Raw genomic sequence first — 17,422 nt, 5'->3', positions numbered from 1 at the left:
AGTATTCTGAACTATGGAGCAAAAGATTAGCCCAGCGCCAACTTTTGCTCCAGATAAGAACCATCACGCCAAATAAGTACATTCCAAATACACGAGTGAGCACCTAAATCCTTAAAGCCAGCTAAAAACTCTCTGTAACTTGCTATTAAAGATGCAATTCGTCCATTTGCTTGAATTCATGTTTAATCTGTTGATATTGCGATGGCCATTCATCGTACCAAAGAGCAAACTCCTCTACAGGCATAGGCCGAGCAATGCCATAGCCTTGGCACAATTGGCAGCCCAATTCAGCTAAACTTTTACCATGGGCAATGGTTTCAACACCTTCAGCAATCACATTAAGATTAAATACTGACGCTAAGCGGATAACACCCTCCACAATACGCCAATCATCTTCGCTATCGAGCATGCCTCGCACAAAACTCTGATCAATTTTTATCGTCGATATGGGTAATTGGCGTAAATACGTTAACGACGAATAACCTGTACCAAAATCATCTAGGGAAAAATGGACACCCAAACGCTTACATTCCTGAAGGATATCAATTGCCAATGTCATATCTTCAATGGCGGCACTCTCTAAAATTTCCAATTCTAGATCCGAGGCCGTCAAATCGGGATATTGCATTAACGTCGATTTTAAGAATGCACTAAAGTGTTCAGCCAATAGCTGCCGAGCGCTTACGTTAATACTTACTGCTATCGGACGACCACTCTGTTGCCAATTCTGCCATTGCGCTACTGCAGTATTGATAACCCATTCACCTAAAGCAATTTCAAGATCACTGCCTGCAATATCCGGTAAAAACTCACTCGGACCGACTATACCTCGCAGTGGATGACGCCAACGAATTAAGGCTTCCGCGCCAATAATTTTACCGGTAGCGAGATTCACTTTAGGTTGGTAAAACATCACAAATTCATGACGTTCAAAAGCTGACTTAAGTTCTTCTAACCAAGTTCTCCGAGCAATAATGTTACGATCAATGTCAGGATCAAACATTTGGAAACGATTCTTACCTGCCGATTTTGCCATATACATGGCTTGGTCGGCATGGCGCAATAAAATGTCGGGGTCAACGTTATCCTCTGGATACAAACTCACGCCAATACAAGCCGTTAAACAAAGATTTAAATCACCGATTAATATCGGCTGATCGACCGCCGCCAGTATTCGTAATAGTACTTGAGTACATTCTTCCTCAGACATCATCTCAAATAAGATAACGAACTCATCGCCTCCTACCCGGGCCAACGTATCTTGCTGCCGAATCACCACAGACACATTATTTGCAATCGCGATCAACAGTTGGTCACCAACCTCATGGCCATAACGATCATTGATCACCTTAAACCCGTCAAGGTCCATAAAACACACGGCACAGAGACTGCCATTACGTTGAACATGGGCAATCATTTGCTGAAAACGGTCTAAAAGTAAGCGACGATTTGGTAATCCTGTAAGTGCATCATAATTTGCCACGCGATCTAACTCAGTCTCATGGGTCTTTAATAACGTGATATCGGCTTGGGTTCCCGAAATCATCAACGCTCGACCTTGACTATCCTCTTCAACGACCCGCCCCTTACACAATATCCAGCACAGCTCGCCAGTCTTTTTAATGCAGCGCACTTCCAACTCTATACTGCTTGTTTTATGGATGAGATGCTGTAGAACCTGTTGCTCTATATTTTGCACATCTTCGACATACACATATTGACGCCAATTATTAACCGTCAGCTTCATCTCGCCAGCTTGATATCCCAAAATGGCTTCAAATCTTGGGCTGATTTGCACTTCTCCAGTAACAGCATTCCAGTCCCAGAATCCTTGTTCAGAACCTTGAATAACCCTTTGCAATTGTGCTGTTTGAGCCGCTAGTTGTTGTTGAAGCTGTCGCGCCTGGGTAATATCTTGCACTGTACCGTGCAATTTAAATATCTTACTGTGCGGATCACGCTGTGCTTGACCCCTAGCCATAATCCAACGATGGGCACGATTAGGATCTAGCAACTCAGCTTCGCATTCATACTCTTCTCCCGTATGCACACATCGCATCACCAGCGTACTTAACGCTTGCCAACTCTCAGGAGTAAATAATTTCTGCACTTGTTCTATCGAAGGGGCGGCTTCTTTATATGGCAAGCCATAAATCACAAAAACCTGTTCAGACCAAGTATGCGAATCAGTAACTAAATCCCACTCCCAACTGCCAATCCCTGATAATTGTTGTGCTTGTTTTAATCCCAACTCACTAATGAGTAAATGTTCAGCATTTTTTTCTTGAGTCGTGACATCCCTTGCTATTCCAAATAAGCCACAAATTGCACCTTGAGCGTCAAACACAGGACCTTTGGTCACTTGAAAAATGGCTGCTTCACCCTGAATATGTAAATACTCTTTATGTGTGGTGACCATTGCGGACACTAATACAGTGCGATCTTTTTCTTGGATAATATCAATAGAGTCAGCATCAAAAATATCAGTGTCATCTTTGCCCAAGATATCACTCATACTCTTGCCGACAAAGGTAGCGGCACCTTGGTTGACCAAGATATAACGCCCCGCCAAATCCTTCACAAAAATACCATCGGTTGTTTGAGAAACCACAGAATCGAGCAGTTGATGATTCACATCCAATTTCTGTAATGAGGCACGTAAATAGCCGCTTAGTGCACTGATCACTATGCCGTAAACACTTAGACTAATAAGCTGTAACCAATCGACAGAATGAATATTATCGAGACTATTGGCGGTTGGATGAAGATAATAGACACACAGAACAGAGAGACATGTCGCGACTAATCCAGGGGCAAATCCGCCACCAATAGCGCTTAATGAAATAGGCAACATAAAAATCAGCAATAGTAAGCGCTGGTGCTGCTCAGCTGAAAGCGAATTGGCAAACCATAGCGTTATCAGCGTAAAACTCAATATTGCAATGTATTTAAGCCATGAGATATTGCTTATCGCTACAGAGCGAGCAAAGGTTATTTCAAGCAAATTACCCGATGGAGCATTATGACGGTCAGGAACGGCATTCAGAACAAAAAGTAGGATAAAGGCACTGGTAAATACAAAGAAAAAACCTTTAGCGAGGGATAAACGAAACACAGTTTCTGTGTCCGTAAATACAAGCAACAATTGATCGGATAAAAAGATCCATCCAAGCGCCGCAAGCGCATAAATAGCCACAGCTAAAATAATATATTGAGTCCGAGATTTATGATTATGTACAGTATTGTCAACCATCCTAACTCCATCACAACTAGCGCCATCAAAACGACTCCCTTGATCTATGATTGGCACTAACGCCAGCCAACAATAGGTGGTCATTCCACAGATGAACATCATATTTAAGCTAAAGACTATAACTTAAAAAACATCAGTATAATCTAATAAAAACCCCAAAGAACAATGTACAACATAAAAACCCAACAATTTAAATACCTAAAAAGGTAGATATTACGGGTAAGGATATAGGCCCATACCTGTGAGACTAAAAATATACAAGCACTATTGAACCCCCTGTCTATAGAACTATCGCAAATGCAATGGAATATCATACTTCCTAAAAAGCTTGATTATCGAATCCTTATATAGTGGTTTGATAATGTAACCTTTAGCTCCTGCAGCTATTGCCTGCTGAACTGATGACTTATTTTTATTCCCTGTCAACATAACAATGGGCGTAATTGCATTTATTCCATTAGACTTATTAATGTGGTTAATAATATAAAACCCATTAGTATCAGGAAGATTTATGTCCATTAAAATAACGTCATATTTTTTCTTAGAAAGTAAATCTAACGCCATACGTCCAGACAATGATGTATCAAGTTCAATGGCATACGTTCTAAGAAGCATAATAGTTAAATTCAAACTAATGTGATCATCCTCAACAATTAACATCTTTGGCACTACAGGAACTTCAACTGATACAAGAGAATTTTTTGACTCCGAATACAATCGATTAAACGTGTATTTAGTATCAGGCACGGTTGGAGCTGCCTTGTTGCTAACCTCAATATGCTCCTGTTCTGGCAAAGGGGCTTCTGCGACCGTCGCCACATTTGATACATCAGTAACAACAAGTTCAAGTAAGTGCAACGCCTTACTTTGCAGTTTCAACAAAGCTGGTCTAATTTCATTAGAACGAATAAATGATAATATCTTCTTCAATGAAGCCAGATCTAACTCAGCGGTTCTATTACTTGCAAGGTGCGCTTCTGCCTTATCTAATGATTGCTCGATTTCAATCAAACTTAATTCAAAGCTATGTTCTAAATCCTTCTTGCGCTGAACACCTTTAAGGACAATCTCCTTGATATGCGAAGAGTAGTTATCTTGTACATTTACAAACTCTTCTACTTTTTTATATTTTCCTCTCAACCCAATTTCCCGCAATAAATGTGTACATATTATAATTGCTCTATGTACTTCATACATTGGCCTAGCGATTAAATAATCATTAATCACACCACTACGGTAAGCCTCGTACGCTTCTCTTTCTTGATGTTTTGGAATAAGAGAAACAACGGCATGCTCACATATTTCTACAGCCTGCAATTCCTCTATAGCTTCGTAATAAATAAGTAAAGTTTCTTGTAAAGTTTCAGCAGCAACAAGAATCACTTTTGGGGTTGATTGTTTGATTTGCTCAACAAGCTCAGCATTCGTTTTAATCACATGAATACGAGAAAAGTGACGAATTAGAACACTTATCAATAATCTATCATTATCTTGGTCGTTCGTATAGAGAACGATATGCTCAAAATTGACTCTATCCACTAGCATTACTCCTTTGCATAAAAAACTCAATTAACGCAAATAAATCATCATCAACCTCTTGCCAACATTTTAAGATAACTTTGTAATCAATAGCATTGTTACGCGAAACACGCTCTAGTTCTTGGCAAGATAAATTTAATTTTTTTGCACCTATGTAAAGAGAATTACTTTTAAGGGTGTGGCTAATTGCAGTAATAATACGAAGATCATTATCCACAATTGCAGACCTTAATGCTTCACGCTTAACAAGTAAATTACTGTAATATTGCTCTAAAAAAATAGATAACTCTTCATCGCTTATATCTTCACCTACAAAATTATATATATCTGACAAGTTGACTATCTGTAAGATGTCTACTAATTCCTGCGGTGTTTCATCACAACAGAAAAAACTATTATCAAAAGAAGTATTATCTGCTTTAACTGTAGACTTTTTTAAACTTGTATTATTTGACAAAGTGACTTTTACTTCATCTAAAAGGCCAATCAAATCATTCAATGTCAGAGGCTTTACAAGTACGCGATTTGCTCCAGCCTGCAAACATTCATCTTTACATATGTCGCCATGATCAGCGGTCAACATCACAATAATCGATGGCGCTAATTCCCGATACCCTTCAACTTCTCTAATGACGCCAATGAGGTCTGAGCCCGATATAGTTGGCATTATCACATCAGAAATAACGACATTAAATTTATTTGTCTTAAAAAGCTCAATTGCTTGCATCGGATCTTGAACACAGGAAACTATGACTCCAACAGATAATAACTGTTTTTCGATAACAAATAAGTTTTCTTGACAATCATCAATAACTAACACACTAATATTACTATAATCAGCACTATCCGAAGCCTGCTCGTCAATAATATTCAAATAATTTTTAACATTAACGAAATCAGTTACTGATTGAATTCTGAGTGGTGGATATGAAATCACTTCGTAGTCAGAGTTAGACTTAGAAAGTGACACTCGCCTTAACTCTGCAACTCTTTCTTTTCTTGTAAAAAGACTAGTTACAAATTCATTCTTTGAGATAATATCATTTTGATTCAAGTCAATAAAAAGTATTGAGCTTTCAGTTTCAAATTCCAGTAATTCATTACTTGGTAAATATAGCAACTCGAAATCAAGCTCTTTGGAATATCTTGAAACTGATTCGTGAAAAATCGAACTGTTAGTATATGCTGTTACTGAAGCATCAATATCAGAACGATAGGAGCCGCTTACATCATGCGCCGTAAAGTGATTATCTAAAGCAAAATCAATAACAAAATAGAAAACGCTACCATCACCGATACGACTAATAACCTGAAGATCACTTCCCATTGAACAACATATACTTTTACTTATGTATAGTCCTAAGCCAACACCACCATACTGACGGTAAGAATTTGATGATGCCTGCTCATACTTACCGAACACTTTTGATTGTTCCTCTTCAGTTAAACCGATACCATTATCAATAACAGAAAACTTTAGTTTTACATTTTCGAATGACTGTTCCAGAACTTCTACTTCTAATAGAATCGACGAGTCAATTTTATTGGAAAACTTAATTGAATTGGAGATTAAATTATAGATAACTTGATTTAGTTTAACTTCATCACAAATAACCCTGCGATTAAAATTTAATGGCATAAAAAAGTCTAAATTAATGTCTTTTTTATCTGCTTGAAGGCTAAACGCATCAACAACAGATTCGCCTAACAACCTAACATCTACCGAGTCATTTTTAACATCTGCACTACTCTCATTTGTCTTTTTAAAATCCAACATACTATTAATGAGTAATAAAACTTGTTTTGAAGTACTGAATGCGACAGATAATAACTTCTTATCCTGTGCCCTTACATTACCTAAACTGAGCTCAATTAAGCCTAGCACTGCATTTAATGGTGTTCTAATCTCGTGACCTAGAGTGGCAATAAAATCACTTTGAAAGCTATTCAATTGTTCCAGCTCTGAACATTTCTCTATTAATACTTTTTCTTTCTCATATCGTTTAGATTCATCTATAATTAATCCAAACCGAGTTCTATCATCAAGGAAGAAATCTCTATACTCAAAATACAACCCTGATTTAGTTTTAAAAGATAGACATATTTTTTTATTAGTTGCACATTTATATCTAAACCACTTCATAATTCTATAATTATCTCTACCAACAACCTCATAGCTAACAATATCTTGAATTAAACTAAAAAATGACTTGCCAATATAATTATAAAAATGTAAATATGGGAAAAGGTATTTAACCCCGCCACCAATAAAATCAATATTACCAAGACTATTTACGACAAGAACACCATCTGAAGTAATTTCCTGATATCTAGAGTCATCACCCGCAGGATTATCACACCTAAATTGGCTATACTCGAAATTTTTTGTTATTGACGCATCATGCTCTACAACACAGAGCACAATAAAATTTTTATTTGCCATCTTTAATAGGCTAAACTTTAAACAGTTACTTCCTATCATTAAGCATTCATTAGGCGTGATATTCTGTTTAATCTTTTCAAAATGCTGAATTATTTTTTTCTTGGCATTTTTTAAAAAATTATTATTTGAGAAAATTTGATTCTCGCCTAACCACTCCACCTCAGGTGATAACATAAATGCACAAGAATCAAACAAGTCTAAATCAATACCATTCATCATCGCATATCCTTATTGCAAACTAGCATTCATTACTACTGAACTGAATTTTTATACTGATTAAACCAGCTATACACTTTATCACACGCTGAGATGAGCCTCTCAGGATCAATATTATAATTATCAATGAAATAATCGACAGTAACCCAATCACCTTCCATATACGCCAGAGTAAGTTGTAAACAATGAGCTAGGTATCCATGATTATTAAGTAAAGCACGCTTTATTTGCTGTTCAAGAGGAAGCGGCTCTATCGCTCTGTTCATCGGTTTATCTAAAATGGCATCTAAAGTAGATAATAATCCAGTCAAAAATGCTGACTCTTTCAACAAAGGAAATCCCATTAATGATATTAACTCTTCACATAACCGAGCCCTGATTATAGTATTATTAATTAACACAACTGGTTTATTGGGGTTAAGTTCAGCCAAAATAATGAGACTTACAAACTTACGAAGTTTATTTTCACCTAAAAAAACCATAGTCTGCTTAATAGAGGTAAATTCATTCACATGCTCAAACTGACTTGAATTGACATATCTTAGTAATTTATAAGTAAGATCTAAATCTTGAGAAAAATAATTTTCAAGTTTTTTATAACTAAAATCAGACTTAAAAACCTCATTATAAATAGACATAACAAAATGTTGTGTAGCACCTATTTCACTCCCCTCTATGAGTTCTGGCTTATAAAAATAATAACCTTGAAAATAATCAAAACCGAGTGACTTAGCTAGCCTATACTCTTCCAATGTTTCAACTTTCTCTGCAAGTAGTTTTAAATTATACTGTCTAAATTTAGGGATCAGATGAGAAACACTATCCAAAGGCGTTGAAATTATATCAATTTTTATAAGTTTAAAAAAAGGAAAAAAACGTTCCCACTCAGGAGAATAAACAAAGTCATCTAAAGCAAGATAATAACCCAAGTTAAATAACTCTTTAATTAAAATAAAGTTATCCTCGCTTGGGCTAACAGTTTCCAATACCTCAACAATAATATTTTTGTATGGGAACATGTATAATAAATGGTCTCGCAAGAAATGAGATGGAAAATTAATTAATGCTGGCTTCCCTTCGGTTAAATCCTCTAGATCCATACTTAAATAACTATTTACAAACACTTTAGCTGTAGCAACATTGTCTGTAACACCCTGTGGGAAATAGTTATCCCGGCTATTTCTAAAGAGCAACTCATAAGCAACAACGTTTTTATTTCTATTCAGTATAGGCTGTCTTGCCATATAAAAGCGCATAGTTCACCTCTTCCCTTTGGGTCACTTAACTTTATAATCATTAGTGAATCAGTCCTTTAATTTTTCAGTCTAGACCTAGGTGCACCATCTTTCAACTGCACTTTTCTAGCCTAGACTATAAATTAGCAGAAGTAGTGATTAAATCCGGTTTAAATCTCAGATTTATGTTTAATTTAGGTGAATATTTAAAAAATTATCCTCAAGACATAAATACCTATTTTTAGGTATAACCATCTTGTTTATCCATAAAAATTAAGTATTAAATGAACCGCAATTCTAGTATTCCGCAACACAATAAAATGAATAAAAAGAACACTTAAAACTGAAAAAAACTATTATTAATCCTTTTAGACATAATGGACTTATTGGCTTATTGGCTTATTGCCAGTTAATGGCGTCATTACATAGCCGTGATACTAGATGAAGAACTTACCGCACTAGGGTTTGCTGGCGAGGATGTCACAACGATTTGACTGGATTTGATGCGAGGCTGAGCCCGTGTAGTGTCGTTATCCACATAAACGGGCAACATAAGCAGGTGATGAACACCATTTTGAGCTAGCTTAATAACAACACTAGTCGTGTCCCCAAGGTTTGGGTGGTAATGCTACTGGCTGGGTAAGATCAAAATCGACTTTAAAATTGCGTTGTTCTCGCGTGAGTTGGTAACTAAAAATCGTTGGCGTAATTTCCATGTGCCACACATTGGTAATCGACTGAGTGAGTCCATTCTTGACGAAGTTATCGATAGATTCCCTATCAATGGGAAATGACTGTTTCTGTACTGTCCCATCATTCATAGTGTCGCCGCCATACATGGTCACAGCATCTTCACTTCCATCCTGATGGCGATGGTCGTGCTTCAACTTAAGCCCTTGCTGCGTTTTAGTCAGCACCCAAGTACGCGAGTGGTCATCACCCACATGGAACGGGATCTTAAGCTCAGTGTCGCTACATTCACGCACGTGCATAATTAACGACTTGCCGCTAAAGGCCGAATCGGCACTGTCACCCGATACCACTTTTCCCGCAAAGGCTTGGCCACAATGGGCCGCAATTTGTGCGAAAAAAGTATTCTGCGTCTTGGTGGATAGCGACTCAACTTGAGCGGCGATGGATGGCAACGCGATAAAAGACAAACTGATGAGCCCGAGGCTCGGTATGGTAATGTTGGGATTCATTATGTTCTCCACTTTTTTAGATGAAAAACACCCTAACACTAGGAAATAAATTCAAACTGAATTTCACCTAGTGTTAGTGATGATAAGCCAAGTGATTACCAGCCGATATAAGTACGCGATCGATTACCCAGACGCTTTTTGATAAAGCGAGCCGTCATAATACTGCCTACCATCATGAAAATGAAAATCCCAGCGGAAAAGAGCACGCTAGTCACAGCAGAACCTGGTGGAAAGCGGAAACGCATTACGGTTGCAGCTGTGTTAAATAGCATATCGAAGAGTGGATGAATAAAGAAAATTGCAAAACTCATCTCAGCGACTTCGACTAACCAAGGCAAACGACTTCGTCCCGACAACCATTCACAGAAATTCAGTACTAATACACATAAACAAAGTTTCTGAATAAACTGCCAATCGATACCGTTGTAATCAAACGGTGCCTTATGATAGTTACCAATATGCTGCACTATGTAAGTTTGTTCGACTAAGCTCACCACTAAAAAAATCATCGCTAGTGCGGTGAAAATAGAGCCAAAGCGCGTCACAATATGTTCATCTTGCGAATATAAAATACCAATCAAGTAGAAAGGTACAAAATACACGACTGAGTGGATGAAATTGACGTTACCTATAGGTCTATGCAATAGAATCGCTACCACACAGCTCAGTACAAATAGTGTCCAACGCATCTGCTGCGAGCAACGGATAAACCATAAAAAAATCGGCGAGAATAAAAACACCGCCATGATGAAGGGAATGTACCAGTGCGGATACAGAATATAACCGTTACGCACAGTATAAAAAATACTCAGCAAGACATTATCGAGCGGCTGATGCTCCATAAATATCCAGCGCAAACACAAACAAAATAGACCAATCAATGACACAACTAAAAAAGGATAAAGTACGTTTTGTACTTTGTTCTTCATAAACTTGCTGTAGTCGAAATCCTTATAAAAAATGCGATGGAAAAAGTATCCCGAGATAAACACAAATAACGCCGTGCCACCACGCAATAGATTTTCCAGCAACAGCGGGAAACCTTCACCAGAGTTGTAAATACTGTGGCCAAGCACGATAAAGATAATCGCAATGCCACGCATGTAGGTAAATTCGAGCTGATTTTTTCTCATTATTAATTCATCGCACAGTAGAGGGTTCTTCCATCAACAACACTCGCAGAAACCCTAATAGTTCCATGGACTTCCGCTTCGTTGAATACCAGATACTGACCCTCACGCTGAAAGGGGAATGCTAAAGGTAACAGAGTTGCCGCCTCAATGCCCTCACAAAAATTTTGTACTGGAACATCGAGTAATGGACTGCCACTCACTGACAAGTTACTAAATTGCGCGCTCATCCCTAAATAAGCTTGAGTCATTTCCTCTTGATAGGGCACTACATAAAAGCCAGAACGTACGTCACCCACATCAATAAAACTGCTACTATCGCTCACGCTCGGCATAACCAATAACGGCACTTTTGGATCCTGCACATTCAACAACAATTGAGACAGTTTTGCTTGAGTGGCAGGGTAATACGCTAGCATCTCCTGCAGCTGTTTCTTTTGTTTAGTGTCTTTCTTGTCTAACGGGGATACTGGCTTTACGCGGTTCAGTAGTAAATCCACAGGCAACATACCCGACATGACCGACTCTTTCCATACATAAGGGTCTTGAGTGCTATCCAACAATATGCCCGCCAGAGCGCCAATATTTGCCGCCTCAGCCGTCCAACCAACCCACATCTTCTGCTGTTGATAATAGTCATACACATATTTTGTCAGTATTTGCTGATAACCAAGTAAAGTTTGATTTTGACTCAACACACGCGCACCAGCGGCCAATTCCACGTACTTAGCGCTGCCTTCAACAAGATCATTGATGTAACCGACTCGATCTTCATTCGGCGCAATTTGGCGCCATTGCTGCAACCAATAGGCTGCATAGCTAAGATGTAATGACTGTTGTTCAGGTTGTGCCAGCGCCGCCATTAAGGCATCAAATAACTGTAAACGATAATAGCGAGCATCGAAGTTGAGCGGAAAGACCTCACCCTCATAACGCTTACCGTCTTCTAATACTCGCCATTCGGATTGGGCATAAAAATGGAAGGCTTCATGCAAGCCATTGCTCGCCCAGATTAAAAAAGCTAAATCCGTTGGCTTAGTGTCGCGAGTAAATTGGATGTTCGGCACTTCGAGCTGGATCAATACGCCTGGCTGGCCATTATATTGCGGAAAGCCGAAACTCACCGATAGACCCGAGTGCAGATTGACCGACTCTAACACACTGTTATCTTGGATTATTTCGCCACCAGGCTGTCGAAGCCAGACATTACCACCATAACTAAAGAGGTGTACTTTATCTTCAAGGCGAAAACCGGGCCACAAAGCTTCGCTCTGGCGACTATTCTGTGCCATAAAATCGAGGTAAAGACGGGCGAGTTGTTCCGGAGAGGCCTCATCGGCAAACGCGGGGGTAGCGGCAGAGACACCTAAAAGCCATAGGATCACTACCATAATATTTTTCATTTATCTGCCTAAACAAACACAAGGGGTTTACAAAACAGCGCTAGCATATAGCGCAATCAAGCAATAGTGAAACATTTGCAAAAAAATATTTTTACCCCAGAAAATCTCAGTCAAAACCAAATCAACGACTCTTAATGAAATCATATTTTTAGCACAATTTTGCATCACTTAGGCAATTGCGTTCGCAATAGGTTTAAGTCTTAGGTTCGCTCGGCTTATCTCCAAACCACAGTGCGAGTTTATCCGCCGCAAGGGATTTCACTTCATCATCGATATATAAGGTCACCATAGTCAGGGCAGCGGCAAGGGCACCTAAATCATCGGTAAAGCCAACTAAAGGAGTCAGATCGGGAATCGCATCTAAAGGCAAAACAAAATACGCTAAAGCGCCGTAGATGACTGACTTAGCCCACTTAGGCGTATTGGGTTGTTGCGCTGCATAATAAAGCCATAGTGCCCGCTCGATGACCTCTCTACCTGCTTGACGGCTAAAGAGTTTGATCTTGTTCCAAAATCCGCTGTCAGTAAATTGCTCATCCGCCATCATATCTCTCCAGTACCCTAAAGTTGTTTGGGTATACACCCATGCCACTTCACAGTGTACGACGATAAGCCGCAGGGGTCAGGCCAAATTGTTGCTTAAAACGTAAGGAAAACTTTTCCGCAGATTGATAACCACAGGCCAAAGCCACTTGCAATACTGGCTCGCTCGAATTCTGCAACATGGCTAAACCATGACAAAGCCGCACTTCTGCCAGTAACTGCCTAAAACTGGTGTCTTCTAAGGCCAATTTACGCCTAAGGCTTGCCGTGCTCATGTGTAACTTGTCGGCAATATCCTCCTGCTGCCATGACGCCGAAGGACTCATACTCATCAAGGCCAAGGCCGCTTGAGTCACGCTGCGTTGGGTGTGTCCATACAACCAGTTCACACTGCGTTTATCCGGCAAACTTAACAGTAACGCGGCCAAATAATGTAGTTGAACAGGATCGGCCAGAGACAAGGTCAAACTCTGTAATAGCGCATTCCAAGCTAAGTCCACAGCGCGTGATATGTTTTGGACTGGCATAGGGTCACGCCAATCGGTAGCGCTTGATAAAATGCCTTGGGGTAAATCGTGGGGGAGTAATAACTGCACCGCCCGATAACGCCCAAGAAAAGGTCGATTAACAAAGCTAATATGCGAACCAGCAGGAATTAACAGTAACTGCCCTTGGCCTACTAAAACAGATTCATCTTGCCAGAGCAGAGACTTTTCACCATAGATAACCCGAATAATCGACGGCTGATGTACAGGGACTTGAGATAAAGATTGTGCCTGCTTCGAATCATATTCAAACATACGGATCATGACACCAGCCTAATTATCAATGGATTATCGATTATATACCGCAGTCAACTTGGCGCTGCCGAGCGCTTGTGCCCTGAGCATAAAGCCCAATAAGGCAGGGCTAGCATCCTTTGGCAATTCTAAAGCACTGGGTAATGCCCACACAGTAAATTCATACCTGTGAACGCCATGACCTTGGGGCGGGCATGCGCCACCAAAATTTGTAGTACCAAAATCGTTCTTCAAGGCAATGGCGCCTTTGGGCAGAGCATCAACATGCGAGCCCGCACCTTGTGCGAGCGAAGTTTGCGCTACGGATAAGTTATATACGGCCCAGTGCCACCAACCGCTGCCCGTTGGCGCATCAGGATCATAAGCTGTCACTGCAAATGCTTTAGTTCCTGTGGGCACCTCAGTCCAAGTCAGTTGCGGCGAAATATTTTCCCCTTGGCAACCAAAGCCATTAAACACTAATTGCGATGTCAGTTTATTGCCCTCGCTCATATCTTTGCTCGTTAATGTCATAGCACTTGCTTGTCCAACGAATAACCCAAGCACTAAACTCGCCCCTAACCACCCTTTATTCATGTCTATCTCCTATTCATGTTCGAACTGACTCACTTTACGTCAATCAAAAAAATAACATCTGCCCTAAAACGACAACTTTCTGCCCCAAATGCTCAAATGTGAGAAAAAAGTTATCATTTTTGCATTTTTCAAGCAGGAAGATGATTTTGTAACGAAAATATCTGCATAAAAATGCAAATATGAAATACGGTATAAATCGGAATGATGATTACAGCAGCCTTTAAATTAAGATTAGATATTTGAAATAAGATATTTTATGCAAATAATATTATTTAAATAATGCTGACAATATTTACTTTCATAATTTAGATAAAGATACTTAAGCATGATTGACTCCATTTAATATTGATAATTTAAGTTAAATTGACGTGCTAATTATTTAAAAATAAGACATAGGTCATGATTTTATTTATAACTCGCATATAAACTTCATTACGTAATAAAAACCTAACCATTTTCTCTAAGTCATAATGGAGTCGTATATGAAGAGGAAATCTAAAATTATGGCGCATATCAGGCGCACACGGCATATCATGATGCCTAGTCAACGTGACTATTTCGATCACTCCTTTATCTTCCTCCGCTAACCTTAGCGTAGGTAGTAGGCCAATTAACAGGTCTAAAGTGCTATTGCCCTAATAGGTGCAAACACTTATCGTACTGTTTTTATTTGGTTTATTATCTAACACCTTAATCAAAGCATTCTTTTATCAGTGCAGTTTTACTGCGGCTAAGCTATTCATACGCTCAATAAATATATTTCTACTTATATTTATTTCGTAACTTTGGCATAACCACATTTAATCTGCGCACGGAATAGCTATATCTAATTTTCATACCATTAATGTTTTTAATTAGGTATAGGCACACTTGTATCTATTTTTTATAAAGTAAAAGGGAAATTAACTATGAAATCATTAAAAGTAGCCGCTAGCTTATCTGTTAGATCTTGTTTCGATATCGACAGAGAAGTTGTCAATGTATTAACCACAGATTTTTGCGATGTGGGCGCGGCTGTCGTCTCTGTTGATGATGTTAGAAATGGTATTGTTGAAAAGATCAAAAACACAGGATTGAAACTGCCCATTTTCGTTTCAGTTTGCTGTGAAGAAACCTTCCCTGATGATGTTTGCTCATCGATTACAGGGGTATTTGAACTCTGCGGTGATAACACTGACTTCTACGGAAAACAGGTTGAGACTGCAATAAGTAAATATGAACAAGCGCTATTGCCACCTTTCTTCGGTACGTTAAAAAAATACGTCGAAATGGGTAACTCTACCTTTGCCTGTCCTGGTCACCAAGGCGGACAATTCTTCCGTAAACACCCTGTGGGCCGCCAATTCTTCGACTTTTTTGGCGAAACAATTTTCCGCGCGGATATGTGTAATGCCGACGTGAAACTGGGTGATTTACTGATCCATGAAGGCGCTCCACTGGAAGCACAGAAATACGCTGCCAAAGTTTTTAATGCCGATAAAACCTATTTCGTACTTAACGGCACTTCGTCATCAAATAAAGTCGCGACTAATGCGCTGTTAGCGAAAGGCGACCTCGTGTTATTCGACCGCAATAACCACAAATCAAACCACCATGGCGCATTAATTCAAGCAGGTGCTACACCTGTTTATTTAGAAACGGCACGTAATCCCTTCGGATTTATTGGTGGCATTGATGCCCACTGTTTCCAAGAGTCCTATTTAAGAGAGCAAATTCGTGAAGTCGCGCCAGAAAGAGCCGATGAAAAACGCCCATTCCGCTTGGCGATAATCCAACTCGGCACCTATGACGGCACTATCTACAATGCTCGCCAAGTGATTGATAAAATTGGTCATCTTTGTGACTACGTCTTATTCGACTCGGCTTGGGTGGGTTATGAACAGTTCATCCCTATGATGAATGACTGCTCACCACTCTTGCTCGAACTAACTGCTGAAGATCCAGGCATTATCGTGACTCAGTCGGTGCATAAACAGCAGGCCGGTTTCTCACAAACCTCGCAAATCCATAAAAAAGATAAACATATCAAAGGCCAAGATAGATATTGCAACCATAAACGCTTCAATAACGCCTTTATGATGCATGCCTCTACCAGTCCCTTCTATCCTTTATTTGCGGCGCTAGATGTAAACGCGAAAATGCATGAAGGCGCGAGTGGTCGTTATCTGTGGCGCGAAGCGGTAAAAGCGGGTATCGAAGCACGTAAGCTATTGCTCAAAAAGTGTAAATATATCAAACCATTCGTGCCAACAATGATCGACGGCCGCCTATGGCAAGACTATGAAACCGAACAAATGGCCGATGACTTACGCTTCTTCGAATTCGAACCTGGTCAGAAATGGCACTCCTTCGAAGGTTATGAAAAAGGCCAATACTTTGTTGACCCTTGTAAGTTCTTATTAACAACACCGGGCATAGATGCTGAAACAGGCAAATATACCGAATTTGGTATTCCAGCGACTATTCTGGCTAACTTCTTACGGGAAAATAATATTATTCCAGAGAAGTGCGACTTGAATTCGATTTTATTCCTGATGACACCTGCGGAAGATATGGCCAAGATGCAACATCTGGTATCACAAATATCTCGTTTCGAGAAATTAGTCGATGAAGATGCGCCATTATCTGAAGTATTACCTAACGTTTATAATGCCAATAAAGCCCGTTATAAAGACTATTCTATCCGTCAACTCTGCCAAGAAATGCACAATCTTTATGTCAGCCATGACGTAAAACAACTGCAGAAAGAAATGTTCCGTAAAGCACATTTCCCTACAAAAGTGATGGACCCGCAGGAAGCAAACCTAGAGTTTATTCGTGGCAAAGTAGAATTAGTTCCACTCTCGCAAATTGAAGGAAGAATTGCAGCAGAAGGCGCGCTCCCTTACCCACCAGGCGTGTTATGTATGGTGCCAGGTGAAATATGGGGCGGTTCTGTTCAGCGTTATTTCCTTGCCCTTGAAGAAGGCATCAACCTATTACCTGGATTCTCACCAGAACTGCAAGGTGTTTATCTCGAAAATACCGCAGACGGCAAAATTCAAGCAATGGGCTATGTACTAAATAAATAATGAAGACTGAC

12 protein-coding genes are annotated in these 17,422 nt (G+C 39.6%); 2 read left to right on the top strand and 10 right to left on the bottom strand.

Features of this window, described 5'->3' with window-relative positions; translation table 11 throughout:
• Window positions 1-145: 145 nt before the first annotated feature.
• The 10 genes from HUB64_RS00665 to HUB64_RS00620 all read right to left on the bottom strand — a co-directional run bounded on the left by HUB64_RS00665 (window position 146) and on the right by HUB64_RS00620 (window position 14,340).
• Window positions 146-3,253, bottom strand: a complete 3,108-nt coding sequence (locus HUB64_RS00665) for an EAL domain-containing protein (protein WP_173496145.1) — start codon at window positions 3,251-3,253, stop codon at window positions 146-148.
• Window positions 3,254-3,541: 288 nt separating this feature from the next.
• Window positions 3,542-4,792 carry a response regulator gene (locus HUB64_RS23345; protein ID WP_158682992.1) on the bottom strand — a complete coding sequence of 417 codons (1,251 nt, stop codon included), beginning with the start codon at window positions 4,790-4,792 and terminating at the stop codon, window positions 3,542-3,544.
• Window positions 4,785-7,454 carry a hybrid sensor histidine kinase/response regulator gene (locus HUB64_RS00655; RefSeq protein WP_173496144.1) on the bottom strand — a complete coding sequence of 890 codons (2,670 nt, stop codon included), beginning with the start codon at window positions 7,452-7,454 and terminating at the stop codon, window positions 4,785-4,787. The genes HUB64_RS23345 and HUB64_RS00655 overlap by 8 nt, the downstream gene beginning before the upstream one ends.
• 32 nt (window positions 7,455-7,486) lie before the next feature.
• On the bottom strand, window positions 7,487-8,707 hold the full coding sequence (locus HUB64_RS00650) for an EAL and HDOD domain-containing protein (RefSeq protein WP_105250501.1): 1,221 nt from the start codon (window positions 8,705-8,707) through the stop codon (window positions 7,487-7,489).
• Window positions 8,708-9,282: 575 nt separating this feature from the next.
• Window positions 9,283-9,888 (bottom strand): hypothetical protein, encoded by a 606-nt coding sequence (locus tag HUB64_RS00645; RefSeq protein WP_105250502.1) that lies wholly within the window; start codon window positions 9,886-9,888, stop codon window positions 9,283-9,285.
• 95 nt (window positions 9,889-9,983) lie between these two features.
• Window positions 9,984-11,021 carry an acyltransferase gene (locus HUB64_RS00640; RefSeq protein ID WP_105250503.1) on the bottom strand — a complete coding sequence of 346 codons (1,038 nt, stop codon included), beginning with the start codon at window positions 11,019-11,021 and terminating at the stop codon, window positions 9,984-9,986.
• Between the two features lie 2 nt (window positions 11,022-11,023).
• Window positions 11,024-12,421 (bottom strand): hypothetical protein, encoded by a 1,398-nt coding sequence (locus HUB64_RS00635; RefSeq protein ID WP_105250504.1) that lies wholly within the window; start codon window positions 12,419-12,421, stop codon window positions 11,024-11,026.
• A gap of 193 nt (window positions 12,422-12,614) precedes the next feature.
• Window positions 12,615-12,965 carry a YkvA family protein gene (locus HUB64_RS00630; RefSeq protein ID WP_168826089.1) on the bottom strand — a complete coding sequence of 117 codons (351 nt, stop codon included), beginning with the start codon at window positions 12,963-12,965 and terminating at the stop codon, window positions 12,615-12,617.
• A gap of 49 nt (window positions 12,966-13,014) precedes the next feature.
• A complete protein-coding gene (locus tag HUB64_RS00625; RefSeq protein WP_173248072.1) occupies window positions 13,015-13,773 on the bottom strand; it encodes an AraC family transcriptional regulator in 759 nt (252 codons plus the stop codon).
• A gap of 24 nt (window positions 13,774-13,797) precedes the next feature.
• Window positions 13,798-14,340: a YbhB/YbcL family Raf kinase inhibitor-like protein gene (locus tag HUB64_RS00620; RefSeq protein ID WP_173496143.1), complete on the bottom strand. Its 543-nt coding sequence runs from the start codon at window positions 14,338-14,340 to the stop codon at window positions 13,798-13,800.
• Window positions 14,341-14,810: 470 nt separating this feature from the next.
• Between HUB64_RS00620 and speFL the strand changes: the two genes are divergently transcribed.
• Together speFL and speF are read left to right on the top strand one after the other, a co-directional pair.
• A complete protein-coding gene (gene speFL / locus HUB64_RS23340; protein ID WP_100199882.1) occupies window positions 14,811-14,927 on the top strand; it encodes a leader peptide SpeFL in 117 nt (38 codons plus the stop codon).
• Window positions 14,928-15,248: 321 nt separating this feature from the next.
• A complete protein-coding gene (gene speF / locus HUB64_RS00610) occupies window positions 15,249-17,411 on the top strand; it encodes an ornithine decarboxylase SpeF (RefSeq protein ID WP_105250508.1) in 2,163 nt (720 codons plus the stop codon).
• Window positions 17,412-17,422 lie beyond the last annotated feature (11 nt).

Origin of the sequence: Shewanella sp. ISTPL2 (genome assembly GCF_013283205.1) — a bacterium.
GTDB lineage: Bacteria > Pseudomonadota > Gammaproteobacteria > Enterobacterales > Shewanellaceae > Shewanella > Shewanella oncorhynchi.
The sequence above is the reverse complement of the archived record's forward strand: the minus strand, read 5'-3'. Positions and strand labels throughout refer to the sequence as shown.

Excerpts from the sequence above, each read along its gene's own strand:
- HUB64_RS00665 (WP_173496145.1), bottom strand. The coding sequence starts at position 3,253 with ATGGTTGACAATACTGTACATAATCATAAATCTCGGACTCAATATATT.
- HUB64_RS00655 (WP_173496144.1), bottom strand. The coding sequence starts at position 7,454 with ATGATGAATGGTATTGATTTAGACTTGTTTGATTCTTGTGCATTTATG.
- HUB64_RS00650 (WP_105250501.1), bottom strand. The coding sequence starts at position 8,707 with ATGCGCTTTTATATGGCAAGACAGCCTATACTGAATAGAAATAAAAAC.
- HUB64_RS00645 (WP_105250502.1), bottom strand. The coding sequence starts at position 9,888 with ATGAATCCCAACATTACCATACCGAGCCTCGGGCTCATCAGTTTGTCT.
- HUB64_RS00640 (WP_105250503.1), bottom strand. The coding sequence starts at position 11,021 with ATGAGAAAAAATCAGCTCGAATTTACCTACATGCGTGGCATTGCGATT.
- HUB64_RS00635 (WP_105250504.1), bottom strand. The coding sequence starts at position 12,421 with ATGAAAAATATTATGGTAGTGATCCTATGGCTTTTAGGTGTCTCTGCC.
- HUB64_RS00630 (WP_168826089.1), bottom strand. The coding sequence starts at position 12,965 with ATGGCGGATGAGCAATTTACTGACAGCGGATTTTGGAACAAGATCAAA.
- HUB64_RS00625 (WP_173248072.1), bottom strand. The coding sequence starts at position 13,773 with ATGATCCGTATGTTTGAATATGATTCGAAGCAGGCACAATCTTTATCT.
- HUB64_RS00620 (WP_173496143.1), bottom strand. The coding sequence starts at position 14,340 with ATGAATAAAGGGTGGTTAGGGGCGAGTTTAGTGCTTGGGTTATTCGTT.
- speFL (WP_100199882.1), top strand. The coding sequence starts at position 14,811 with ATGGAGTCGTATATGAAGAGGAAATCTAAAATTATGGCGCATATCAGG.
- speF (WP_105250508.1), top strand. The coding sequence starts at position 15,249 with ATGAAATCATTAAAAGTAGCCGCTAGCTTATCTGTTAGATCTTGTTTC.